The sequence below is a fragment of the Chamaesiphon sp. VAR_48_metabat_403 genome (assembly GCF_031422475.1).
Taxonomy (GTDB): domain Bacteria; phylum Cyanobacteriota; class Cyanobacteriia; order Cyanobacteriales; family Chamaesiphonaceae; genus Chamaesiphon.
Genome location: NZ_JANPLS010000293.1, coordinates 1 through 25100, shown reverse-complemented (window position 1 = coordinate 25100; position 25100 = coordinate 1). Strand labels below are relative to the sequence as shown.

General features: G+C 44.5%; 26 protein-coding genes. 17 read left to right on the top strand and 9 right to left on the bottom strand.

The genetic code is table 11. From position 1 onward, the window contains the following. Positions 1-203 precede the first annotated feature (203 nt). Positions 204-1220, bottom strand: a complete 1017-nt coding sequence (locus RMO79_RS14015) for a Ycf66 family protein (protein WP_310483779.1) — start codon at positions 1218-1220, stop codon at positions 204-206. 229 nt (positions 1221-1449) lie between these two features. Next, positions 1450-1569: a photosystem II reaction center X protein gene (locus RMO79_RS14010; protein ID WP_310483778.1), complete on the bottom strand. Its 120-nt coding sequence runs from the start codon at positions 1567-1569 to the stop codon at positions 1450-1452. 274 nt (positions 1570-1843) lie between these two features. On the opposite strand from RMO79_RS14010, the gene RMO79_RS14005 reads away from it, so the two are divergent. Beyond that, positions 1844-2527, top strand: coding sequence for a DUF4157 domain-containing protein (locus RMO79_RS14005; RefSeq protein WP_310483777.1), 684 nt, complete (start codon positions 1844-1846; stop codon positions 2525-2527). Positions 2528-2529: 2 nt separating this feature from the next. Here RMO79_RS14005 and RMO79_RS14000 read toward each other — a convergent pair whose 3' ends face one another. Continuing rightward, positions 2530-3123 (bottom strand): chorismate lyase, encoded by a 594-nt coding sequence (locus RMO79_RS14000; protein ID WP_310483780.1) that lies wholly within the window; start codon positions 3121-3123, stop codon positions 2530-2532. 212 nt (positions 3124-3335) lie between these two features. On the opposite strand from RMO79_RS14000, the gene trpS reads away from it, so the two are divergent. From trpS to RMO79_RS13980, 4 genes are all read left to right on the top strand, one after another. Beyond that, positions 3336-4370, top strand: coding sequence for a tryptophan--tRNA ligase (trpS, locus tag RMO79_RS13995; RefSeq protein ID WP_310483776.1), 1035 nt, complete (start codon positions 3336-3338; stop codon positions 4368-4370). Between the two features lie 185 nt (positions 4371-4555). Then, positions 4556-5170 (top strand): transcriptional repressor LexA, encoded by a 615-nt coding sequence (gene lexA, locus RMO79_RS13990; protein ID WP_310483775.1) that lies wholly within the window; start codon positions 4556-4558, stop codon positions 5168-5170. Between the two features lie 528 nt (positions 5171-5698). After that, positions 5699-6658, top strand: coding sequence for a glutathione synthase (gene gshB / locus RMO79_RS13985; RefSeq protein ID WP_310483774.1), 960 nt, complete (start codon positions 5699-5701; stop codon positions 6656-6658). 258 nt (positions 6659-6916) lie between these two features. Next, positions 6917-7882, top strand: a complete 966-nt coding sequence (locus RMO79_RS13980; protein ID WP_310483773.1) for a serine protease — start codon at positions 6917-6919, stop codon at positions 7880-7882. 70 nt (positions 7883-7952) lie between these two features. Here the strand turns inward: RMO79_RS13980 and RMO79_RS13975 are convergent, their stop codons facing one another. Beyond that, on the bottom strand, positions 7953-10016 hold the full coding sequence (locus RMO79_RS13975) for a polysaccharide biosynthesis tyrosine autokinase (RefSeq protein WP_310483772.1): 2064 nt from the start codon (positions 10014-10016) through the stop codon (positions 7953-7955). 448 nt (positions 10017-10464) lie between these two features. Between RMO79_RS13975 and RMO79_RS13970 the strand changes: the two genes are divergently transcribed. The 9 genes from RMO79_RS13970 (at position 10465) to RMO79_RS13930 (ending at position 17863) form a co-directional block, all read left to right on the top strand. Next, the gene (locus RMO79_RS13970; protein WP_310483771.1) at positions 10465-10740 is read left to right on the top strand and encodes a hypothetical protein; all 276 of its coding nucleotides are present in this window, start codon (positions 10465-10467) and stop codon (positions 10738-10740) included. Positions 10741-10803: 63 nt separating this feature from the next. Next, positions 10804-11394, top strand: a complete 591-nt coding sequence (locus RMO79_RS13965; RefSeq protein ID WP_310483770.1) for an L-threonylcarbamoyladenylate synthase — start codon at positions 10804-10806, stop codon at positions 11392-11394. 204 nt (positions 11395-11598) lie between these two features. Further along, positions 11599-11835 carry a 50S ribosomal protein L28 gene (gene rpmB, locus RMO79_RS13960; protein ID WP_310483769.1) on the top strand — a complete coding sequence of 79 codons (237 nt, stop codon included), beginning with the start codon at positions 11599-11601 and terminating at the stop codon, positions 11833-11835. Between the two features lie 41 nt (positions 11836-11876). Next, the gene (locus tag RMO79_RS13955) at positions 11877-12467 is read left to right on the top strand and encodes a hypothetical protein (RefSeq protein ID WP_310483768.1); all 591 of its coding nucleotides are present in this window, start codon (positions 11877-11879) and stop codon (positions 12465-12467) included. Next, complete coding sequence (locus RMO79_RS13950; RefSeq protein WP_310483767.1) at positions 12445-12936, top strand: type II secretion system protein; 492 nt, start codon at positions 12445-12447, stop codon at positions 12934-12936. The genes RMO79_RS13955 and RMO79_RS13950 overlap by 23 nt, the downstream gene beginning before the upstream one ends. Before the next feature lie 38 nt (positions 12937-12974). Next, positions 12975-14300 (top strand): hypothetical protein, encoded by a 1326-nt coding sequence (locus RMO79_RS13945; RefSeq protein WP_310483765.1) that lies wholly within the window; start codon positions 12975-12977, stop codon positions 14298-14300. Between the two features lie 53 nt (positions 14301-14353). Further along, entirely contained in the window at positions 14354-15106 is a 753-nt protein-coding gene (locus RMO79_RS13940; RefSeq protein ID WP_310483764.1) for a prepilin-type N-terminal cleavage/methylation domain-containing protein, read from the top strand. Between the two features lie 59 nt (positions 15107-15165). Further along, positions 15166-15708 (top strand): pyridoxamine 5'-phosphate oxidase family protein, encoded by a 543-nt coding sequence (locus tag RMO79_RS13935; protein WP_310483763.1) that lies wholly within the window; start codon positions 15166-15168, stop codon positions 15706-15708. A 337-nt stretch (positions 15709-16045) separates the two neighbouring features. Continuing rightward, positions 16046-17863 (top strand): N-acetylmuramoyl-L-alanine amidase, encoded by a 1818-nt coding sequence (locus RMO79_RS13930; RefSeq protein ID WP_310483762.1) that lies wholly within the window; start codon positions 16046-16048, stop codon positions 17861-17863. 181 nt (positions 17864-18044) lie between these two features. Here the strand turns inward: RMO79_RS13930 and RMO79_RS13925 are convergent, their stop codons facing one another. The 4 genes from RMO79_RS13925 to RMO79_RS13910 form a co-directional block, all read right to left on the bottom strand. Then, complete coding sequence (locus RMO79_RS13925; protein ID WP_310483761.1) at positions 18045-18836, bottom strand: anti-sigma factor; 792 nt, start codon at positions 18834-18836, stop codon at positions 18045-18047. A gap of 8 nt (positions 18837-18844) precedes the next feature. Then, on the bottom strand, positions 18845-19438 hold the full coding sequence (locus RMO79_RS13920; RefSeq protein WP_310483760.1) for a sigma-70 family RNA polymerase sigma factor: 594 nt from the start codon (positions 19436-19438) through the stop codon (positions 18845-18847). After that, a complete protein-coding gene (locus RMO79_RS13915) occupies positions 19407-20258 on the bottom strand; it encodes a cytochrome c biogenesis protein CcdA (protein WP_310483759.1) in 852 nt (283 codons plus the stop codon). Before RMO79_RS13915 ends, RMO79_RS13920 begins: the two co-directional genes overlap by 32 nt. Positions 20259-20453: 195 nt before the next feature. Further along, complete coding sequence (locus tag RMO79_RS13910) at positions 20454-21008, bottom strand: thioredoxin family protein (RefSeq protein WP_310483758.1); 555 nt, start codon at positions 21006-21008, stop codon at positions 20454-20456. 237 nt (positions 21009-21245) lie between these two features. Between RMO79_RS13910 and chlP the strand changes: the two genes are divergently transcribed. The 3 genes from chlP (at position 21246) to larE (ending at position 24544) form a co-directional block, all read left to right on the top strand. Continuing rightward, the gene (chlP, locus tag RMO79_RS13905) at positions 21246-22472 is read left to right on the top strand and encodes a geranylgeranyl reductase (protein ID WP_310483757.1); all 1227 of its coding nucleotides are present in this window, start codon (positions 21246-21248) and stop codon (positions 22470-22472) included. A gap of 334 nt (positions 22473-22806) precedes the next feature. Beyond that, the gene (gene egtC / locus RMO79_RS13900; RefSeq protein ID WP_310483756.1) at positions 22807-23598 is read left to right on the top strand and encodes an ergothioneine biosynthesis protein EgtC; all 792 of its coding nucleotides are present in this window, start codon (positions 22807-22809) and stop codon (positions 23596-23598) included. A gap of 124 nt (positions 23599-23722) precedes the next feature. Continuing rightward, positions 23723-24544, top strand: a complete 822-nt coding sequence (larE, locus tag RMO79_RS13895; protein WP_310483755.1) for an ATP-dependent sacrificial sulfur transferase LarE — start codon at positions 23723-23725, stop codon at positions 24542-24544. Between the two features lie 104 nt (positions 24545-24648). Here larE and RMO79_RS13890 read toward each other — a convergent pair. After that, positions 24649-25100: DUF3611 family protein (locus RMO79_RS13890; protein WP_310483754.1), on the bottom strand; the 452-nt coding region annotated here is incomplete at its 5' end.

Sequence of the window (25100 nt, the reverse complement as noted above, 5' to 3'; positions counted from 1 at the left end):
GGGGGAACCCCCGCATAAAACGCCGCTAAACCGTCGGGAAACAAAGGTGTGCGCGCATCCGCAAAATACTCCTTACTCCATGACCAGAGATCGCAAGCGACTGTCAATCTCCGGTCATAAACTCACTATACCCATAAATACAAAAATCCCATCTCTATGACTAAAATTAGCTGTAGAGGTGGGACTTTTGAGTTGATACTAGATTAATAGCGATCGGGGAAAACGATCGGTTCGGAGCCGGATGGGGGTAATCCAGAGGGCGGATCGATGGGTTCGTAGTCCACATAATTAGCGGTGCTACCTTCGCCAGATCCGGTGCTGGCGCGATCTGTTGAGGGGTTTTCTGGACGTTTCTCGCGTCCAGCAGAGGCTGTGCCTAACGGCAGGCTATCGCCAACGCCAACGGAGCGAGGGCGACGACGGCGGGGTGCAGTGTCTACATCGTCAGCGACGGCGACATCGCGAGATCGCGACGATCTTGTCGGTGCGGGATCGTCTTCGCGTTCTTCTCTGCGTCTGGAACTAGTCGATCTGGTCGATCGATTGTTAGCAAGATCGGCATCGGGTAGAGCGCGACGAACTGGAACGGGCGCATCGTCTGTTTCATTCCAGTCATCTTCATCGTCCCAGCGGTCGTCATTACGACGGGCTAAGGAGCTGACATTACGGGCTGGCTCGGTACGACGACGGCGAGTAGTTGTTTCGGGTGCATAACCATCGGCTTCGAGCTGTCTGGAATTGGCACGACGACGGGGGAAATCCTCACTCTCTTCATCGTCGCGGCGATTGCTACGACGATTCTCGCGTCCAGTAGAGACTGCGCCAGTGTTGTCGCCTTTAATCCGGCGGCTATTGCGGGGACGCTCATCTAACTCGCGATCTTCAATTTCGGCTTTATAACGGCGGCTGACGGGGCGTTCGTCTACTATTTGACTTTTTTCTTTGGCTTGGTCGTTGGCAATACCGCGCAGTTTGATACTTTCATAGGCAAAGTAGATCGCCGAACCGCTGAGTAAAAGTTGCCCGAATTGGAGAATCGGATCGAGCCGCCAACCTTGGAAAATTAAAATAAATCCGCAGATAATCCCGATGGCGGTAAAGGCAATATCTTGATCTCGCGATAATTCGGGACGCACGGAACGTAGAAAATATAGTCCCGCCCCGGCTACTGCTAAAATAATTCCCAAAAAACTGGCTGTGTTCAGCCCAAAATTAACCATTAATTTGCTCCAAGTTCAAGGCAAGTTCGCAGATTCCGATCGACTAACTGGTACGGGTTTATCGATCCTAACAATTTTTAGTAGAAAATGTGTGGTAAGGAAGCGTGCGATCTCTAGTTTGCCTCGACAGGTCGCGTTCGTCCATCCGTAGATCGACTAATTTTGACACAAAAAACCTCAGATCGGCTGTCAGAGCCAACTGAGGCTGGATAACCCGATCTTATAAATCCTAAGAACGTTGAATTTTATCTTTTTGGCTGACGAAGATCAAACCGATGGTCGCGGGAACGACGACGATGAGGGCACCAGCAAGCAGGCTATATATAAAGTTGGCTAATGAGGGTGTCATAAAATATTTTTGTCCTGCGATCGCGTAAGAGATTCTTTTATCTAATTCTATCTATTTAGATGCACGCTGAGAAGTGTTTGGGCAAATTTGGTGGAGTTGGCTATTTTGCGAGGGTGCGGGAGTCGATCGGGACAATTGAGGGGATTTACCGATGGGATTGTTATGATGGAGCAGAGGATTCGATCTCCTTACCAAGTCCGATGTCTAAATTTACTTAAATCTGTTGCGATCGATGATCTCGAACCTGAGAAAGTTCTGTCAATTTTGCTTAATCGTGCTAGTTACCGCAGTTGCCACCGTGACGCTGCTATTTCCCCACTCGTGGCAAGATCGGCTCTCCTCTAAAGACACAACCTTAACAGGTACGATCCATTTCCCTCAAATCCCATCGATGACTGCGCCGACTTCCGAATTAGCCTGGAGTGAAACTGGGGCAACAGTACTGCCGCTAGCCGCTCAAATCATGGAAATTCGTAATCCGCAGGGTGTACCTTTAGATCGGGTTCAAAAAGGCTACTTGCGACCGTTGTTTGGTAATTTGGTCGATCGGGTGAGGATCGTTTACAATGCTCAACTACTCGATCGATGGACGCAGGGCGGAAAAGAGACACATATTGGCGGTGTCGATTCGTCAGCCCAAACTTATTGCGATCGAATTTATATTCGGGCAGGCTACCGACCTAACGATACCGATCGATTGGTGTTGTTGGCTCACGAACTCACTCACGCTCAACAATGCGATGGTGCTGGCGGCATCGTCCGGTTTGGCGAAAGTTATTTTAAGGGTTATTACCAAGGCGGACAAACTTATCAAGATAATCCGCTGGAGAAGTCGGCACGGGTAATGGAAAAAAAGTTTACCCGCCAGTTATGCAACACGATCGGCTGTCCGCCCCGGAGCGGACGTTATTATGTCAATTATAAAGGCTGGGGAATTAAGCTACCCGTTAATTTGTAACTTTAACTAATTTTCCCCAAATATCGCTGAAGATAAGGCGAAAACACCTCATAAATTAGTGTTAATGGTTGACCGTGATGCCAAAATAAGTAGTGACGACCCCAAAATGGCCCAGCTTCCCCAAACGCCTGCGCGAGTACTGGCGAATCGCCATAATAAATTCCCTGGACATCCCGATACAGTTCGGTACGTAATTTGGCTAAACTCGCCCAAATCGGCAAAGATTTATTCTCTAAATATTCATCGACATGTCTGGCTTCCCACCAAGATGTCGCATAAGCCAACCGTTGCCCCGATGCGGTTCTCAGCCATACTTGCCGCCGGACTCTCGGCCCCGGTACTACAGATAGCGAACTCGGCGCAAGATCTTTATCCATGCCAATTGGAGACATATCAATGACATCTACTTCTGTTGGTTCGCCTGTAAGTAGTTGGAGGTGCCGAGTGGGCGATCCATCGCCGAGTAACAAAATCTGCCATGCAGGTGAAAGTTGCTGGTGAGGTAAGCCAGTTTGAACTAGTTCGGCTCCCCCCTGCCAAATTGGCTCCAGCGCATTCCAGCTAGTGGAGATTATCGTTCCGATAGGCTTCGCCAACGAACTATTACCGAGGTCGGTCGTAATATTCAAAATAATTAATAAATTTTAATACTCTTTTGTTAATATCATAATCAAAAATGCGGGCAAAAGTCGATCGCCAGCAGCCGCAAACCAGATCGATCCTTTAAAAAAAGCTCGATCGTTTGCTATAATAGAAAACCTTTGTACCAATTATCGATCGGTCTCGGTTCGGCAAGAGCCATTTATTTATGACTAAAAAACGGGTTTTATCTGGCATCCAACCGACTGGTAATTTACACTTAGGTAATTATTTAGGCTCGATCCGCAACTGGGTCGAACATCAACATCGGTATGAAAATTATTTTTGTGTAGTCGATCTTCATGCCATTACCGCCCCTCACGATCCGCAAACTTTAGCCGAAAATAGTTATACGATCGCGGCTCTATACTTAGCTTGTGGTATTAGTCTAGAACATGCGAGTATTTTTATCCAGTCGCACATTCCCGCGCACAGCGAACTAACCTGGCTGTTAAATTGCGTCACTCCTTTGAACTGGTTGCAAGACATGATCCAATTCAAAGAAAAAGCCATCAAGCAGGGTGAAAATGTCAATGTGGGACTATTGGATTATCCAGTGTTAATGGCTGCGGATATTCTGCTATACCAAGCTGATGAAGTTCCCGTTGGTGAAGATCAAAAACAACATTTAGAACTGACTCGCGATATTGCGGCGAGATTCAATCATCAATTTGCCAAGCAACAACCCGTGCTTAAATTACCACACGCGCTGATTCAAGCCGATGGCGCGAGAATTATGAGTCTCACGGATGGCACTAGAAAGATGTCCAAATCCGATCCGTCAGATCTAAGCCGACTCAATTTATTAGATCCTCCCGATCTGATTCAGAAAAAAATCAAAAAGTGTAAAACCGATCTCGAACGCGGATTGACATTTGACGCGAGTCTCCAGGGGAGAGGCTCCGCCAACGATCGTCCTGAATGTCGGAATTTACTAACTTTATACATGTTAATGTCTGGTAAGTCCAAAGAAACCGTCGCTGCTGAATGTCAAGATCTGGGTTGGGGACAATTTAAACCGTTACTCACCGAAGCCACGATCGAGCATCTCCGCCCGATTCAAGCTAAATATCAAGAGGTAATGACTGACAAAACTTATTTAGCGTCTGTCCTCCAGTCTGGCAGAGATCGCGCCGCCACGATCGCCGATCGCACTTTGGCGGAAGTTAAATCGGCTCTGGGGTTTTCACAAGTAGGGAGTTAGGAGTTAGGAGATGGGAGATGGGAGATGGGAGATGGGAGTAAGAAGTAAAGAGTAAGAAGTAGGGAAAATTGTGCAGATCGTCAATTTAGGACAATTAAATTCAAATAATTTCTAGCGAATTAGTAGACTTAGTTAGTACGACAGATCTATAGTAGTTATATATTGAATTTTGAGACGATCTCCTAATGGAATTAACTAAAGCACAACAGGAACTCTACGATTGGTTGGTCGATTATATTCGCGAACACCAACACGCACCTTCAATTCGTCAGATGATGCAGGCGATGAACCTCAAATCGCCCGCTCCCATTCAAAGCCGATTGGAACATTTACGGAGTAAAGGTTTTATCGAGTGGGCGGAAGGTAAAGCCCGGACGATTAAAATTCTTAAATATGCAGCTAGTGGCGTACCCATCTATGGCACGATTGCCGCTGGGGGATTGGTAGAACCTTTTACCGATGTTACCGAAAAATTAGATTTATCGCCAATTTTTCATCAATCCGATTATTTTGCCCTGCAAGTTATGGGCGATAGTATGATCGGCGATTCGATCGTCGAAGGCGATATGGCTATTATGCAGCCTGTTAAAGATTCAAACGATGTCAAGAATGGCACGATTGTTGCTGCCAGGGTTGAAGGTCAAGGTACCACGCTCAAACGCTATCATCGTCAAGGCGAACAGATTACCCTTCAACCAGCCAACCCTAAATATAAACCGATCGAGGCTGAAGCTCATTTAGTTCAGCTCCAAGGTGTTTTAATTGGCGTTTGGCGCGGTTATCAATCCATGAAACGATAACCTCACATCTTGCATTAAAACATAGTTACTAGTGTTTTAGCGAAAAGTGCGGTCTTGGGGCGCGAGCTTTGTGGGGGAAGCTTCCCCCACAAACATCGATTGAATCCCCTGTCTTGTCTTGTCGTTTTCTTATTCGGGGGGAACCCCCGAATAAAAACGCCGCTGTCGCACTTATTTTGACAACTGGGCGGGTCACCCGACCAGTGGGGAACTCGTCCAAAAGTGCGCCGCAAGTGAAGCACCTTTTCAAGATAGTGGATAGTGGATAGTTTTAGTACTTAGCCGCTAGTGCAAGGTTTGAGTAAATCGATTAGGCTTCGCCTACGCTACGCGAACGCACCGACATTTATCGCTTTAGTATTAAAAGTAGGGGTAATTCACGAATTACCCCTACTTTTTTGCAATGTTACTGAATAATTTACAGTTCGATCGCTTTACATCCTTGCCTCAAACCAACAGCAACACCTAAAATCTAACTGTCACACCAAACTTTCATCTCCAAGCTCCCATCTCCTAACTTCCTAACCGATGAAACTAACATTTATTATCGACCCGATCGCCAAATTAGATCCTACCCACGATACCAGTGTGGCATTGATGGAAGCAGCCGATCGACTGGGGCATCAGGTATGGATTACTCGTGCCGAAAAATTGAGTGTCGTTGGGGGGCGGGCGTGGGGCTTGCTTCAACCAGTCAAACTTACACCCGTACAGCTCCAGGATGGTCGCTGGGTGGCGCAGGAAGACTGGTATACGCTCGGTGATGTAGTCTTCCAACCTTTAGACGAAATGGATGCCGTCTTCATGCGGACAGATCCACCTGTGGATGTGCCGTACCTGTATACCACCTATATTCTCGACTGTATCGATCCGAGCAAAACTTTGGTAGTAAATAGTCCAGCCGGGTTGCGCGCTGCTAATGAGAAAATGTTCGCGCTGCAATTTGCCCAGTGGATGACAGAAACGATCGTTTCACGCGATAAAGACGTAATTCGGCAATTCGTAGAAACCCATAGTGCGGCTGTATTAAAGCCATTAGGCGGCAAAGGTGGGGAAGGAATTTTATTTCTGACACCAGACGATCGCAATTTTAATTCTTTAATTGAAGTCAGCACCAGACAAGATCGCGAACCGCTGATGATTCAAAAGTTTCTCCCCGCCGCTAAGGATGGGGACAAACGAATTATTTTACTCGATGGTAAACCTTTAGGTGCTGTCAATCGGATCCCCACGGGCAAAGAGTTTCGCGGTAACATGGCAGTCGGCGGACGCAGCGCACAGATAGATATTACAGATCGAGAATACCAAATGTGTGCGGAAATTGCACCTAAGTTACAAGCGGCTGGTTTATATTTTGTCGGCATCGATGTCATTGGTGGCTATCTGACTGAGGTAAATGTTACTAGCCCTACCGGAATCCGCGAGATCGATCGACTCAATCATGTCAGTTTAGGTCAACAAGTCATCGAGTGGCTGGCAGTTCGCTAGTTTAGAATTAGGTTTTAGGTTTTGGGTTTTAGGGGAAAGGGGAAAGGGTTTATTAGAACTGCATTCTTTAGTTTTTCTCCTCCCACACTCCCCACACCTCCCACACATTTCATTTCCCCGCTCCCCGCTCCCAACTCCCCGCTAATTAAGCTTTTTTGCTGAATCTAGAAATCGATCGAAAATTTCCCGGAAACTGAGTTAAAACTGATGTAGATAGCTGTAGATAAACCTTTTAAAATTGAGTAACGATCGATTCTTATGCGAAACCATCAACACTTAGCGGCATTACTGACTGGAACGGCAATTGTTAGTGCGATCGTTATCACACTTCCTAATGCTGCTAGCGCACTTCCAGGTACAAAAGTAAATGATATAGCCCGCGAAGTTACAGTATTAATTAGAGGAGAACAAGGACATGGTTCTGGGGTAATTATCCAAAAAGTTGGAAATACTTACTATGTTTTGACAGCCGAACATGTCGTCAGACAAAGAGATAGTTTTAAACTCGTAACCGCCGATAAACAAGCATACGAAATCGATTATAGTAAAATTAAACGATTGAATGGAGTCGATCTGGCGATCGTCAAATTTACCAGCGACAAAAATTATCCAGTCGCCAAAATTAGCAATACCAAAACCACCGAAGGACAAGATGTATTTGTCTCTGGTTGGCCGTCGAATGGAGCGGTAGGTAACGCGGCTGGCGGTGAGTTAGTCAGACAATTTACTGGTGGGACTATTTCTGGCTTTCTGCCCAAATCTCTCAGCGGCTATAGCACGATCTATACAAATGTTACCCGTGCGGGGATGAGTGGTGGCCCGTTATTAGACACTGCGGGTAGATTGGTGGGCGTTCACGGGCTGGGAGACAAAGAAGATGCCAGTCAATTGGTTGCATCTGGCGTGAGTAAAGAAGCCGTAATGGGGTTAGCTGCCAAAATCAAGCCGGGATTTAATTATGCCATCCCGATTAGCGTTTTCTTACAAAAGGCTGGTACTGTTGGCATCGATACCGACACGCTCCAAGTCGAAAAATCTCCAGCTCCCGAAGCAGGTACGGCTTATGTCGCCAGTGGTAAAGTAGATGCTCGCGATAAAATCGATGATATTAAAGCTACTTTAAATTCTGTTCGTCAAGTCACAAATACAGTCAATAGCGTCACGGATACAGTTAACGATACGAAACGTTCGATTGATGGTTTCCGCCGCTCGTTTGGTTTCTAAGCAAATAACTTCGATCCTAATAGCAGCTTGGTAATTATATTACCGAGCTGCTTTTAAATTGGCAGATCGATTAATTGTGAATTGAAGAGTTAAGATCGTCATGGAGATCGATCGTCAAGATAGTATCATTCAGATGACTCATATTCATGGCGTTAGCAGATACTAATAACGGTGAAGTATCGACGATCGCAAAGTCGTACAAACGCGAAACTTCTTGAATTACAGATTTCATTTGCTGAGATTCAAAACTAAATAGTGGATTAGATGGCTTCGATCCAGCAGTTAATACATCTAGGTTATCCATCACTCGCCATGAAATTTGTTTGAATTTAGATTTGCCAGCTAACAACTCGCTCAAACCTTTTTCTAAGGGTAGTTTCCAGTACTGGTGCTGATAAGGATTGCGCGTATCGGCATCAATTAATAAAACTTTCTGACCCGATCCGGCAATTGCTGTTGCCAAATTAGCTGCCTTTTGAGATTTTTCTTCGCTAGCTAAAGTACTCGTAATTATAATCACTTTTAATACTTTTTCCGAGTCAGTAGCTCTCAAATTAAATTGAATAATTTGGAACGTATCTGAAGATAAAGACTTCCGAATATCCCTAACTGTTACCTCTAGGTTGGTTAATTCTGGACTACTACTGTCTAAAGTATAAGCCGAACTACTTTGGACTGGCATCGTGCCTAACAATCTGTTTCTAAATAGCTTGCTAACATCTTTGCCCGGTGCTGCAAACTTATCTCGCATTTCTAGACAAGCAACCGCACTGGTTGAGAGCAAAGCACCCATCAATACACCCAAGCTGACGACAATATTTTTATTAGTATTATCAGATCGATCGGGAATAACGGCATTATTAATAATACGTGCATTCGATACATTATTATTTTTTGCTAACTGAATTTCTTGAACCTTTTTTAATAAAGTTTGATATGTAGATTGCGAGACATCTAGCTGTCTCTCTAACTGGCGTTGCGTTTGCACCAACTGTGGCATAACGCGCACTCTTTTTTTGTAAGCAGTAAGAGCATTCTGAAGCGAAGCTAGTTTTTTAGTCCCTCCAGTTAGTTGCACTTCCGATTGCAATAAATCCTTAATTAAATTTTGTTTGAGTTCTCCTACCCGTAGCGATCCTTGGGGAAGATCTACTTTACTTCCAGTAGTGCTACGAATTTGCTGTTTCAATAGTGTATTTAATTTAACTTTCCTATCTTTGAGACCGATTAGAATCGGATTATTTTCGGAAAAGCGACTACTTTCAATGGCAATCTGTCGATCTAGATCTTGAAGTTGAGTTAAAATTGCTTGGATGGCAGGCGATTGACTGGTAGCACTAAATGTTATTGCATCCTGAGAACTTAGTTTGATTTTTTGACGTAGTTCTTTATTTTGAGCTGTGAGATCTGCTAGCTGAGATTGAGTCGTCGTAATGCCACTTTCTAGAGTTCTAATTGTTCCGACGGCTGTTTTTGACTCTTCAGATAAATCGATGATATTGTTTTGCTGTTTGAATTTACGTAATTCTATTTCTGCTCGGTTGACAGCTACTTGCGTTTGGGGCAACTGCTTGCCCATAAATTGACTTGCTGCTTCTGCCTCAATTCGATTTGTCAGAATATCATTTTCTACATACACATTCATTAATGTATTAACTACGTTAGCTGCATAATCGGGATCGCGGTTTTTATAGTTTACTTGTAAAATATCTGCGCCGCCAACAATTTTGATATTTAATTTAGATTGTAACTCGGCAATTTTGAGTACTTCGCCACGATCGTTCTTGAGACGTAATTTCTCGATCGTTCTTTGTAACAATAGATTTGACGACAAAATCTCAACCTGAGTAGCCAGCGGATTTTGATTAGAAACTAGTGGTTTCAAATCTGCTGATTCTCCGCCTTCTGTATTACTAGGTAAGAGATTAGATCCCAATACTTTGAATGTAGAGTTTTTGAATAACAATCTTCCTTCTGCTTGATAAGACGATTTTAGTAAAGATGCAGCAAAAATACTTAGGATTACGGTAGAAGCAAAGATACTCACCGCAGGTATCCAGTGACGTTTTAAGATTGATAAATAATTACTGAAATTCGAGTCAATAGATTCTTTGGAGTTTGTAAAACTTTGCATGTAATCTACTATTAATATTTTATGTAGCTTACTAGTATAGCAATTACACTTCAGTGCCCAAATCAGTCAAAGTACTGGCTTGAATTGCAATTGCATGTAACAAAAAGATCTAAGTAAATTAAGTTTTTAGCCGATCGGCATTAGTAGCTATGTCGATGTAATGCTTGCTCGAACTCACACTTGTTATTTTAAATTGAATTTACTGCAATACTATTTCAGTATAAAATGTATTTTATTTCTTAATAAATCAGCATAATTACTTAGCAGCAATAATCGCTCGCAATAGAGCGATCGTCCAGACAAAAATCAATTATTTTATACATTAATCCTGTCGATTGCGGACGGAATTAGCAATCGAGCTACTGTAGACTTAGCATCGGGATGAGTGGCTCGATCCTGGGCAAAATTGTCCCCACTCACGATCTTGTCACTAGAAAACAAATATTAGATGAAGAATTTAAGCTTTTTTACCATGCTAATTATTCCCGGATTCACGGGCGCGATCCTCTCTGGATATTGGGGTTATGCAGATTTCGCCAGACTTACAGAAGCCGAGCGTAACTTTCAACAGTTAGTTGTCAATAAAGCAAACCAAAGAGAATTATTTATCGCCGCTCATCGAGAAAATATCCATCGACTGAATGTAGCGGCTGAAGGTGTGTGGATTGGTTTAGGTTTAATTACAGCAGGAATTGGGATGATGGGCATAATTACGCGCGACTAGCGGCACAGCCAGATGTAGGCATGGTTTATGTTATAAAAGTGAGTATTATCTTCTTAAAATCTAGTGTCTCAAGTTTCTTTAGATTGCGCGATCGCCTTTGCTCGAATGGGTCGATTAATTAGCTTTCCAACTGACACCGTTCCCGCATTAGCCACACTTCCAGCACAGGCAGAACTCATCTTTCAAGCCAAACAAAGAAGTCAAGATAAACCCTTAATTTTGATGGCAGGGGAAGTTGCCGATCTGTGGCAATTTGCCCAGGGAAGCGATCGAGAATTAACAATTTGGCAAACTATTGCCGATCGATATTTACCGGGCGCGCTCACCCTTGTTTTACCCGCATCTAAGTTAATTCCCGCAGTGATGAATCCACGGGGAAATCGGACGATCGGTTTGCGAGTGCCCGATTGCGAGATTGCTCGATCGATCCTCCGTCAAACGGGTGCGTTGGCAACTACGAGTGCCAATTTATCTGGCGAGCCACCACTGCTGACAATGGCTGAAATTAGTGCCAATTTCCCGCAAGTTTATGCTCTCGATACCGAGTTAAATCTGCCCACAGTGGGGCAACCTTCGACAGTAATTCAGTGGGATGGTTCCGGCTGGAAACTCCTCCGACAAGGCGCGATCTCTGTTGTCGATCGAGACGAATAGCTGACTGTACCCCGCCTAAATTCAGGTAAATTGCTGATTGTGGTATCTTGTGATACCAAGCTAGGATGAACCATATTCAAAACCTACATCCGCAGTCAATTGCGAAATCCTAGTACATTTTCAGTTTCGTAGGCGAGCAAAAATTAGCTACAATGAGAGGCTGGATCTTTATTTCACGACCAGTAACCGAGTAGGAGGTTTTTTATGTCTCGCGTATGTCAACTGACAGGTAAAAGAGCCAACAATGGCATGGCAGTTTCTCACGCTCACAACCGCAACAAAAAACTACAGCAAGTTAACTTGCAGTGGAAACGCGTGTGGTGGGCAGAAGGTAACCGTTTCGTCAGATTGCGTTTGTCTACAAAAGCAATCAAAACCTTAGAAATTAAAGGTTTGGCAGCAATGGCGAAGGATGCAGGTATCAACCTCAACAAAATCTAGCTAGCTAGACCCCCCGCTGGGGGTATCTGGTTGTTAATTTCATGCATACCCAGCCCCAGCGACTTCGATTATTTCAGTTCTATCGAGCCTATTCTTGGTACATCAACCGCTTACAAGTTGCGGAAACAGGGTTTACCCTCTCCGAAGTAATTTTAGCCATTTTAATAACTACCCTGTTTGTAGCCGTTGGGTTGCAGGGGATGGTAGTAGCGATGCTGCTCAAGTCCAAAGCTTTGCACATTGCCGAAGCCAGCCGCTGGGTACAAGTAGATATCGAGCAGATGCGATCGCAACTCGCGCTCGTGCAGATACCGATAAGTATCAATCGCGCGCGCTGTCGTCCGGCTAGTGCCGATTTGGGCTTTGCCGATTTAGTCCGAGACAATTTGGCTGGGAGCAATGTAACGGGAATCGCCGACTATTCTCTAGCGGCGGTGGTAGCCACTAGTCAAACAGGTAAAACATTTCAGATCGATCGAATTGCGCGCATTCCGATTACACCCGAAAATACTCAAGCCAAAATACTCGGTATTGAATATACCGTCACTCCTAGCAATGGCGGGATCTTAGAAGAGCCAATCTTACATCTTTATACCGAGGTAATTCCTGATGCTGCATTCCAATGCCAATAAGGATCTCGGTTTTACATTAATCGAATCATTAGTCGTGCTGGCAATCGTGGGGATTGCCCTGGCGATGGCGATTCCTAGTTCCATTGCGGCAATAAATCGTGCCAAACTAGCGCAATCGACCGATCTCGTAGTAGCTAGTCTGCAAGAAGCCCAAATCGAAGCCATCCGCCGCAACAAAAATTGCACACTGACTTTAGATAAAGTAAATCGTAAAATTAGCGGTCAACAGGGCTGTTTACTATCAGGAGATCGAATTTTGCCAGATTCGATCGATCTCGATTATACAGGCGCGTCGGGCGAAATTCAGTACGGAATTCGCGGCAATACCACTACTAATAAGTCAATAATTTTAAAAGTTAGCGGCAATTCAAATAATGCTCGTTGTCTGACTGTTTCGGCACCGCTAGGCATCATTCGACTGGGTAGTTACAATAATGTTACTAATTCCTGTGACAAGCTTAATAATTAGAATAAATTTAACTGTCCAATAAGCACATAAAATTGCACATGCTGACCCATTTAAAATATTATTTAACAATTTATACTGTCGATCGATCTCGTAATTCCCAAGCAGGATTTTCTATGCCATTAGCAGTGGGAATGGGTTTGGTAATGATGATTGTAGTTGCGAGTACGATCGGGCGTTCTCAAAGCGATCGAGCTACCACTAATTCGCAACGCGAAACTAATCGATCGCTAAATGTTGCCGAAGCTGGAGTAACACGGTTTCAATCGTTTCTCGATCGACATCAGTTATTAGCAACTAAAAATCTGTCCGATTGGTCGAATACGATCGATTTTTTACCTGCACCCCAAGCAGGTTGCCGCTTAATCGATCGACCGTTAGCTAGAAACAGATCGGAATTATTTGCAAATAAGATCTGGATCGATTTAGATCCGATCGATCTCCGCAAAGGTCGCTATCAGATTGTCGATTATCAATATCAGAATGGCATTGGTAAATTAACAATAGCTGGAGAAATCAATAATTATAATAGTACCCAGACTAAATCTAAAAATACTCTCACAGTTAATATCCCAATTGGTAGTGAAGTCGCCAATATCGCTCCGCCAGCATTATGGACAAATACAGCCAATCTCAATCCTAATCAAAGAATTACCGGACAAATTAGAGCGGTTAGCTGTCCGCAATTACCTAATATAGATCTCGATGGTATTACTGGCATCGATGCTAATAATATTGAGCTGGTTAGTGGCATTCCCAGTGGGGAAATAATTGCCGATCCATTTACACCAATTCCCGCACCCAGAACGGCACCTGTTAATGCCATTTATTTGCCAGCAATTACCAGCTCGATTATCTTACCCCGACCCAGTTCGATCGATCTACCAGATGCCAATAATGAATATCATTATTTAGTTGAGCTAGATAATCCTAGCTCAAATCATTCGATTAAATTACAAGACATCGATCGGATCGAACTGAATGTAACTCCCGGTCAAAAAGTCAATCTTTATCTTAAAGGTAATATCGATCTAGCTGGTAGCAAAACTGTTAATATCAATGCTGCTCGTCCCAATTTACGCATTTATGGTAGCCTCCAAACTACTAGATTAATTATCAAAGATACGGCAACAATCACGGCATTCATTCACGCCCCATTCGCCGATGCTCAAAGTATCAGTTCTACGCCTCCCAATCCTAGTAAAAATATTACTGGTGCAGTCTGGGTTAATAGCTGGGATTCTATAACTAGTCTCAATGAGTTGCCGATTATTCAAGCGGGTAATTGGGCTGATTTTGGAATTTCTAAACCAGAACAACCATCGCAAATAAATCCGATTAGTTATTGGCAGAGGATTGAAGGATAGAAGATGAGGGGTGTGGGGGTGTGGGGAGTGTGGGGAGTAAGGAGTAAGGAGTAATGAAAAAAAATTGTAAGTATATAAAATCGATTAATTATCGCGATCGATTGCAAAACCAAGCTGGATTTACATTGGTAGAATTATTAGTTGCTTTAGCAATTACTGGCATCGTTATTAGCTTGACAGGTAGCGGGTTGTATGCACTAATGAAAGCCGATCGGCGCAGTCAAATCGAAACAACCGATCGATTAGAATTAGAGCGATCGCTAGCATTTATGACTGATGAAATTAAGATGTCTCAGCAGATCGTCACCGATAGTACTTTTGCTGCTACAAATACGATCGGTTTTAATCCTGCATCAGGCAGCAGTCGCATTCAGCCGATTTTAATTTTATATCCAGCTCCAACTAGTGGATTGATAAAACCAATTGTTTATTATTTAGCCGATCCACCTAATAGTAGCGTCTGGGTAGGGCCGAGAGTAATTTATCGGTGGGGGCCAACTTTAATGCAAAATGGAAATTATAGCGACGGTAACGGCAACGATTTAACTAGCTTGCCACTCGGTTCGCCCGTAGAATACTATAACGAAGTACTCGTCGATGGTATTAGTGCTGTAGCTACTGCTGAAGCTGCTACTGGGTGCGAAAGTAGTTATAGTAATGCTGCACCAGTTGTTGCCGAGCGAGTTGGGTTTTATGCCTGTATAGCACCAGATAAAAAATCGGTAAAACTGTGGATGTCCAAACAACCAAATCCATCTGCTACCGCTCGATCTATTAATGCCCTAGTTGTCACCCGCAGTAACTAGAAGTTGTGGGGGCTATGATGAAATGATAGAGTGACATTTTACCGATCGAATTACTGCTCATGGCTAAATTTTATTCGCAACTCGACGCTCAATTGTGTAAATTTATCGGACAGCAACAGCTCTTTTTTACAGCCACAGCCCCACTCGACGGACGGATAAATCTATCGCCTAAAGGGATCGATACTTTTCGCTGTCTGGATTATAACCAAGTCGGATATTTAGATCTAACGGGTAGTGGTAACGAAACAGCCGCTCATTTGCAGCAAAATGGGCGCATGACCATCATGTTTTGTAGCTTTACCGACAAACCATTAATTTTACGGATCTATGGCACTGGTGAAGTCGTACGTCCCGATACCGATCGATGGGATAATTTAATTGACAAATTTGCCGATGTACCGGGCAAACGTCAGCTCATTTTGTTGCAAGTCGAATCAGTGCAAACATCTTGCGGCTACGGCGTACCAATTTACGAACTTCAGTCAGAAAGATCGACACTCATCGATTGGGCTGTCAATAAAGGTACCGATGGAGTCAGAAACTATCAACTCCAAAAAAATCAGACTAGTATCGATGGTTTAGTCACTAATATCGAAAGTTGACAAGTAAAGTTGAAAGCGGGAAATGGCAAGCGATATTTTTACTCCTGGCTCCCCGCTCCTGATGGAACATTATCTAGGGCGATCGAGACAAGCATCTTAAACCTACTTTAGTAAGCAGATATTTTAATTGGCATATTTAGTAGCCGAGTGCTATCGAAGTAACACTCGACCGCGAGAGAAGTGCTATAATTTTTCACATTAATAAGTATAAACACTCATCTAATTTAGTAGCATCCGTTGTTGAATGTCAGAGAGGTACTCGATACATTCGTCAAGACAACGTTTTCAACACAAGATCGCCAATTTTTAACAAAATCAGATAACTAATCCAAAAACCATGCTCGGCAAGTATTCGTATTTAGGGATTTTAGGTGGAATTGCCATCTCGGCTGTGGCGGTGACACCATTAGTCACAGCACAAATCGTTACGCCTAAGCTGTATATCTCTTATCCCCCCGCCGATTATCAAACAGCATCCGATCGCATTTTCTTGATTGGAAGCGCGCCGAGTGAAGGGAAAGTATCGATTAATAATAAATCGGTTCCACGCAGTCAGAAGGGACATTTTGCGTCTGTATTCGATCTCAAAGTGGGTAAAAATACCTTCGAGGTCGATTATAAAGGACAATTGAAAACGATCGTCGTGACTCGATCGGCAGTAGCAAAAGCGACTGTACCGACAAATAATTTTGCGCCTAATTCTCTCGAACCGCAAGGCGATATCGCCCGGATGCCAGGGGAAATGGTTTGCTTTGGTGCAACGGCTCCAACTAAAGCAAACGTAAATGTCAACGTGGCTGGGCAAGATATTAAATTAAAAGAGCAAACTAATAGCGTCGATCTCCCCGATAATAAAGCTGCGTTAATCGATCGCAATCAACCACAAGCCATGTATGGTGCTGGGCAATATTTAGGTTGTGCGATCGCTTCGGCAGCAGCAGATCTGGGTCATCCTACCTATAGACTAGAAGTAGGCAACCCCGCTACTACTGTCTCTCAAGCCGCTCCTGGTAAAGTCCAAATTTTATCGCCGACTAATTTAGATATTGCCGAAGTTATCGTCGAAGGTGGGATTGCGCGTACGGGTGCGGGTGCTGATTTCAGTCGTCTCACACCGCTACCTAAAGGCACGATAGCAGCGATTACCGCTCGTCAGACGGGTAGTAATAACGGCAAGCAAGCTAACTGGGTGCGGCTCGATTATGGCGGGTGGATTCTTGCCGAGCAAGTAAAAGTTACTACCGGAGTGAAAGTTCCACCCAAAACGATCGTTAAAAGCGTCACGAGTAAGGATCGCGATGGAGCCACCGATGTAATTATCCCACTTCAGGTACCCGTACCGATTACTCTAGAGCAAGGTACTAATACAGTCACCCTGACGTTGTATAACACTACCGCTCAAACTGACATCATCCGCTTTAACGATAACCCTGTCGTTTCTCGCCTGGATTGGAAGCAAACCAGCCCTGGAGTGGTGCAATATGTCTTTAACCTCAAATCTAAACAACAGTGGGGTTACAAGCTCAAATATCAAGGTAGCAACCTGATCCTCTCACTCAGACATCCACCCAAACTCGACAAAAATAATCTCGATAAACCCCTAACTGGTACTAAAATTTTATTAGATCCCGGACATGGCGGTAAAGATTCGGGTGCAGTCGGGCCGAATGGTTATACCGAAAAAGAGGCGAACCTATATGCAGCAAAGCTATTAGCCAACGAGCTGGCAATGCGTGGCGCGTCGGTGTATTTATCGCGAGAAGCCGATAAATTTATCGAATTAAGCGATCGCCAGACCATAATTGATAACCTAGAACCTACCCTCGCCCTCTCGGTGCATCATAATTCTCTCCCCGATGGTGGCAACCCCGATACTAAAGGGTTCTCAACTTTTTGGTATCACGCTCAAGCTCAAAGTCTGGCAATGTATCTCCATAATTATGTGGTTAAAGATACGGGTCGCCCTTCTTACGGTGTATTCTGGGATAACCTCGCCCTCGCCCGCCCTGCTTCGGCTCCTTCGGTACTATTAGAATGGGGCTTTATGAGCAATCCTAGCGAGTTTGAATTAATTGCCACGCCCCAAGAGCAGCAAAAAATGGCAAAATCGATCGCCGATGGCATTACAGAGTGGATGAAGCAGTCGGCAAATTAGATCGTTGCCGAACAGCAATTCTCATTTTAAAACTCTGGCGCGATTTTGTTGACGACAGAATGCGGATTACAGCAGTTTTATTTTTAAAAACCAGCATCATAATGAGAATTTCTGGTTGCTGAATTCAGCAATAATTTTCTGGCAGAGGCGATCTCCGAAATTTCGGAGCCACAGGCAAAAGCTAAACCTCACCTTCGATCGCAATTTCGCCTTCAGGTTCTGTTGCTTCTTTACGCTCGATCGTAATTGTGATTTTATCCGCCTTTTCCCAAGATTTGAGCGGAATCTGCATTAATACTTTGCCATCGCCATCTGGTATAAAATGGGCGCAATCCATCTCCTCGTCGCCCACAATTGCCCATACCCGATAGACTTGCCCTGGTGGTAAAGGCGCAACTTTTTGCAAGACTAATACGGCGACAGATTTATTAGGTACCATTACCAGGCTACCCATTCCGCTTTTCCCCTGCATATTTTTGAGCGAGAAGTACCGATTATTCGGTTGTGGCAGCAGACTCACAACAGACTGATATTGCTGGTATCGCTGGGGATTTTGCGCGATTTGGGCAGTTTTGAGATCTTGTTTGACTGCGGCTAATTCATGGCTGAGTCGATAGCTATTCCAGCCCAAACCAGCTATTAACACTAATCCCAGCCCAGCAACTAGCGATTTCCATCGCGGGAAACGCGGTACTATCGATCGTGTAACAGGAGGAGTTATTGCTACAGCTTCAGCCGTCGCTGTTTGGATAATTTGTTGTCGTAGCAATGGTGGTGGATTGTTGGTTGGCAAAGTCAACGGTAATAAATCCAAAGACAGCATTAAACTTGCCACCTCAGCCTGCTCTTCAGGGTGTGCGGCTAAATATTCTTCGACAACGGCAGCTTCATCTGGGGTAAGATCTCCGAGAACGTAACCTGCCAGTAGTTCGGCTGTCGATGCGGATGGGGATGGAAAAGATGGATCTGGCATTGTCTAATTCACTCTACTAAATCCTGTAAAAATTGGCGGAGCTTGAGCAATCCTTGACGCGATCGAGTTTTGACTGTACCTATCGGTAGATCTAGCTCCTGGGCGATTTCTGATTGACTTTTACCTTGGTAGTAGCCCATTTCTAAAACTTGTTTCTGGGCGGTAGGGATTGCTTGCAGTGCCGCTCCCATGCGTTCGCGCAATTCTGTTAGTGTCACCGCTTCCATCCCTGGATTACTATTAGTTCGGGGTAAATAGTTACCCACTCTTTGCTGCAAATTTTGCTGCGAACCTTGCTGCTTGAACCGATTGAGAGCGCGAGAGCGGGTAATCGTCAGCAAGAATACCAGTAATGTACCGCGATCGGGATCGTATTTATCTACACCCCGCCAAAAAGCCAGAAACACTTCCTGCGTCAGATCCTCAGCCTCGGTAGGATTGGCAAGCATCCGCAACGCCAATCGATAAACCGCCGCACCATATCGATCGTACACGATCCCTAGTGCTGAAGTGTCACCCTGTCGCAGTGCAGTCAAGACTTGAAGATCGGATTCATCAACGAGCATGGGCTTATAAGAACCAGAGAACACCTGAGACAACATAATACCCACCCATGAGTACCAATGCTAGTCCACCCCACCGCATCACCGCCTCAGAATTAACCAGGATCTGGCGCGTAAACCGCATCAAACCCGCAAATAAACTGGTGGCAAAAATCACTGCCGTGTAGCCCAACGCATAAGCTACCATCGTCAACACACTCCACACTGGCGAACCCGTCGCTGCCGCCGCCGCCAATACCGCAAATAGCACGGGGCTAGCGCAAGGCGAACTAATGAGCGCGAAAGTCACCCCCACCCCATAAGTACCCGCAAATGGCGGTAGCGAAACTTGTGCTTGCGGTAACGGTAAATGAAACAAACCCCCGATACTCAAACCCATCAAGACAATTACTATTCCCACCGCGAGATTAATATACCCCCGCCACTCCACCATTACCACCCCAGCCACCGCCGAAAACAACCCTAACATACTCAAGATCGTGACTACACCTAACACGAACCCAGTGGCATTCCAGAACGCTTCAGTGCGAGATTTAACATTCAGCGTACCAATATAACTGAGATTGACTGGCAGCATTGCCAAAATACATGGTGAAATGCTCGCCAGCAACCCACCCCCCGCCGCAAATGGAATTAACAACCACGGATTAGTTAGCGGTTGACTTTCGCCCCATTTTTGGTACTGGTTTTCTGCGTTAGAAATTAGGCTTTCTAATGGTTGCCACAGATGAGCTATATCGACATATTTTACCGTCAGAATTGTGAGGAAAATTGCGATCGCCAATCCCACCCATTTCGACCATTTTGGCAATCTTTGACGATGTTTATTGATGTGCAGGAGTGTATTTTTGACATTCATTATAATGGTGGATAGGGGATAGATTACTAGTAGTCTGCTGCATAAATTTGAGGACTATTTAGTGGGTGTTCAGTTCGGCTCCGCTCACTGAGCGAAGCCAAAGTGGGCATTTGAAAATAGGATCGAGACTTCCATCGATCGATACTAGTCTGATGCGTTACCTTACAATGTGGGATCCGATCTTCTTGCTAATTCCTAAGGTTTTTTCATGGCATTGCCACTACCCATAGCATCGGGCTTTTTCATGGCATCGCCACTACCTTGCGCGATCGCCCGATCGAGAATGCCTGTATACTCACTAATCTCGGCATTATTCCGAAACTGTTTCAGCACTTTACCCGTAGCCGGATCGATAATTGCCACAGTCGAAGTTTGGGCTTTATTCGCATTGAAAAATCCAGTCAAGCCCAATTTCGCCGCCATTTTCATCGATGCTTGCGTTGTTTGACGATCGCTTACATCAAAGACAATAAAATTAGCTTTGCTACCGTACTGTTTTTTAAGTTGAGAAAGTGTCGGCGCGATATTTTTACAACCGGGACACCAACTCGCATAAACATCGACAACGACAGGTTTGCCCTGAAGTTGTTTGGCTAACGGAGTAGTTTCAGATTTAGCAATTAACGTCGATCTTGCTGGTAACTGTACCGATGGTGCCGAAATATTTTGAACTGCGGCGATCGATCCGACAGTTGTAGTTGCTAATGTAGCTGCGATCGCCAAGATAGAGGAAGTAGGTAAGAATTTCATAAAAATTATCAAGCTGCTGTACTGTGCTATTGGGTATACAACCTCACCACTCGATCGGATTCATCACTGTTTTTCACCGCCAATTAACCGCCCCCCGCCTCTAAAATCTATCCAAATATGTCGTAATATAAAGGAATATTTCAATTCTGACCGACTGGATGGGTTTGACAGCAACCATCAGGGGAGTCCGTGCTAACATCCATCAGTGTAAGCACGAGTCATGAAGAGAGTGTAGCTGTGGTACTACGGGTTGCTGTTGTCGGTTCTGGGCCAGCGGGTTCTTGCGCCGCTGAAGTGTTGGCGAAAGCTGGTATTGAAACTTATTTATTTGAACGCAAATTAGATAACGCCAAGCCTTGTGGTGGTGCGATTCCTCTTTGCATGGTGGCGGAATTTGACTTACCACCACACATTATCGATCGCGAAGTGCGCCAAATGAAGATGATTTCGCCTTCTAATATTGAAGTCGATATCGGTCAAACACTAAAAGAAGGCGAGTATATTGGCATGTGTCGGCGGGAAGTCCTGGATGGATTTTTACGAGATCGAGCTGAAAAACTCGGTGCTAAATTAATAAATGGTACCGTCCATAAGTTAGAGATGCCCGGACTGAACACCACAGATCCTTACGTACTCCACTATGCAGATCATTCTAACGGTAGCCTCGAAGGAGAAGCCAAAACCCTGAAAGTCGATCTCGTCATCGGTGCGGATGGTGCTAACTCTCGCGTCGCTAAAGCGATGGATGCAGGCGATTATAATTATGCGATCGCGTTCCAAGAGCGAATCAGATTACCAGAAGATAAAATGGCTTACTATCACAGCCTAGCTGAGATGTATGTCGGCGATGATGTCTCTACAGATTTTTATGCCTGGGTATTCCCTAAATTCGATCACGTAGCGGTCGGTACCGGGACGATGAAGGTACATAAAGCCTCAATTAAGCAATTACAAGCCGGAATCCGCAAACGAGCTGCTAAGAAGCTTGAAGGTGGCACAATCATCAAAGTTGAAGCTCACCCCATCCCCGAACATCCTCGCCCTCGTCGGGTTGTTGGACGTTGCGCGCTAGTCGGCGATGCGGCTGGTTACGTTACTAAGTCTTCTGGTGAAGGTATTTACTTTGCGGCAAAATCTGGGCGGATGTGTGCAGAAATGATTGTCGAGCGTTCCGAACAAGGCGCGAAAATCCCCACAGAAGCGGATCTCAAAGCATATATCAAACAGTGGGATAAAGCTTACGGCTTAACTTACACGGTGTTGGATATTCTCCAACGGGTATTCTACCGTTCCGATGCGACTCGCGAAGCTTTCGTCGAAATGTGTAGCGATCTCGACGTGCAGAAGCTCACTTTCGATAGCTATCTCTACAAAACGGTCACAGTTGCTAATCCCATTACCCAGATGAAGATTACCGCTAAAACGATCGGCAGCCTACTCCGAGGTAATGCACTCGCACCCTAATCGCGTTGGCGTAGCCTCTCGAAAGAGAATCGCTAATCTTACACCTTGCATCAAAACATAGTTACTAGTGTTTTAGTGAATAGTGAATAGTGAATAGTGGATAGTGGATAGTTTTAGTACTTATCCATAAGTTTCACAGCTATTTTAATCACTTATTACATACTGGTGCAAGATGTGAGTAATTTAACTCATACCTTAAAAAAGGTAGGTACCAGTACCTACCTTTTTTGTTAGTTTCGAGCATTTAAGATCGCAATAAATGAGGTAAGCTATTCGTTACTTAAAATTAGCATCCCTCCCCCAGTCTCCCAGTCCCCCAGTCCCCCCGTCCCAAATGTGCCGTCTCCTTGCTTACCAGGGTATCCCTCAATCGATCGATCGATTAATTGCCAAACCCGAACATTCGCTAATCGTCCAAAGTTATCAACCTCGTGAAATGACAGCAGGGGTAATTAATGCCGATGGATTTGGGATTGGTTGGTATCACAACGATACACAATATCGCGATCCGTTTATTTACAAACACACTCAGCCGATTTGGACTGATGTCAATTTACCCGATCTGAGCCGATTTGTAGAAACTGGCTGCATGTTGAGCTATGTCAGAAGTGCCACGCCGGGACAAGGCGTAAGTATGAGTAATTGCCAACCTTTTCGGGATGGTAAATTGTTATTCATTCATAATGGATTTATCGATAATTTTCGCGCTGGTTTGTACAAGCAAATTCGCGAGAAATTGCACTCCCATATCTATCAATCGATCGATGGTACGACCGATTCGGAGCATATCTTCGCACTGTTTTCTAATATTTTGCATACTCACCCCGAACTGTCATTAGAAGCCGCTCTCCAGCGTACTTTACGACTTTTGCGCGATTTAGTCGAAACCGAACGCACGACGATTTCTGCCAATATTGTGATTAGCGATGGCGATAGGTTAATTGCTTCGCGCTTCGCACATCGCGCGACAGTTCCATCGCTGTATTGGATTAAAAATAGTATCGATTATCCCGATTCAGTTATTCTCGCCTCCGAGCCGATCTTTGCTGATAATTGGCAAACTTGCCCAATGCAGAGTATTATCACGGTTAGCAAAGATTTAGAAATCGAAATTCAGCCGATTTAAAGATCGGTACTATAAAATTAAATAATTCCAATCGGTTCAACAATTTTCTACCGTGACAGGATTGCCAGATTTGATATAATCAAAAGTAGTTACTTCCATCGCTAGCCAAAATTAATTAGATTGAATGTTAGAACTAAAACTAGAAAGACTTCGCAATCTATTTATAGAGATGGATCGAGCGTTAATTGCTTATTCTGGAGGAATAGATAGTACTTTAGTTGCTAAAATTGCCTATGATGTTTTAGGCGATCGTGCTTTGGCTGTAACGGCTAAATCGCCATCATTATTACCCGAAGAACTAGAGGATGCGATCGAACAAGCGCAGTCGATCGGGATCGCTCATCAGATTGTCGAAACTCACGAAATGGACAATCCTAATTATTCATCTAACCCTGTCAACCGCTGCTATTTTTGCAAGAGCGAACTTCACGATACACTCAAACCTCTAGGCTTAAAACTCGGCTATAGTTATGTCATCGATGGTGTTAATGCCGACGATTTACAAGATTACCGCCCCGGCATTCAAGCAGCTAAAGAACGCGGTGCCCGATCGCCATTAGCCGAACTAGAAATTAGTAAAATTGAAGTTAGAGAAATTGCTAAATTCCTGGGTTTATCATGTTGGAATAAACCCGCACAACCCTGTCTGAGTTCGCGGTTCCCCTATGGCGAAGAAATTACGATTCCTAAATTAAATCGCGTGGGGAGAGCCGAAATTTATCTACGCCGCTTGGGATACGAAAATGTTCGAGTGAGATCGCTCGATGATACTGCCAAAATTGAGCTACCAGCCGATCTCATTCAACAATTTGTAGCAAATACCAATCTTGCCGAATTAACAGCCGCCTTCGTATCATTTGGCTTCGTCTATGTCACTCTAGACTTAGAAGGGTATCGGAGCGGTAAATTAAATCAGGTTTTACCTCAGTTAGTCATAAATCATTAGCAAGGATCTGTAGATCTGTAAGTTGGGTTTCATTCTTCAACCCAACACACTCACCCTCAGAAACCCAATACGCTATTTTCAATCCAAAATCTCCCCGCTCCCACTTACTTATTAAGTTGATTTAATAACCACAGCGCACTGACAATACCGATAAAATGGGCAGTAATGGTATGCGTGTTACCTAGTACGATCAAAATATCTAGTGGTTGAATAATTTTGCTCAACGCATCGGGACTGAATACGGCAAACGATGTCATCGAAGATAGTGATTTACCAAACAGCGTCCCGGAGATCGATTCGGCAGCCATGACGCTCGATCCCATGCCGACGATCGAAGACATCAAACCCCATTGTACCAACTTAATTGTGTCGGCTTTTTTAGGCCGGAGATCGGGATTTTTGAGCTTACGGGAAGTTAAAACATAGCGAAACGACCAGTAAATACTCACGTATAGTACCAGCAAGCCACCCAATGTAAAAATCAGGCTGCCACCAGTCCCCGGATTTCTTGCCCCCGTACTGGCAAACGGAATCGCGAATAGAAAAATTAGACTCG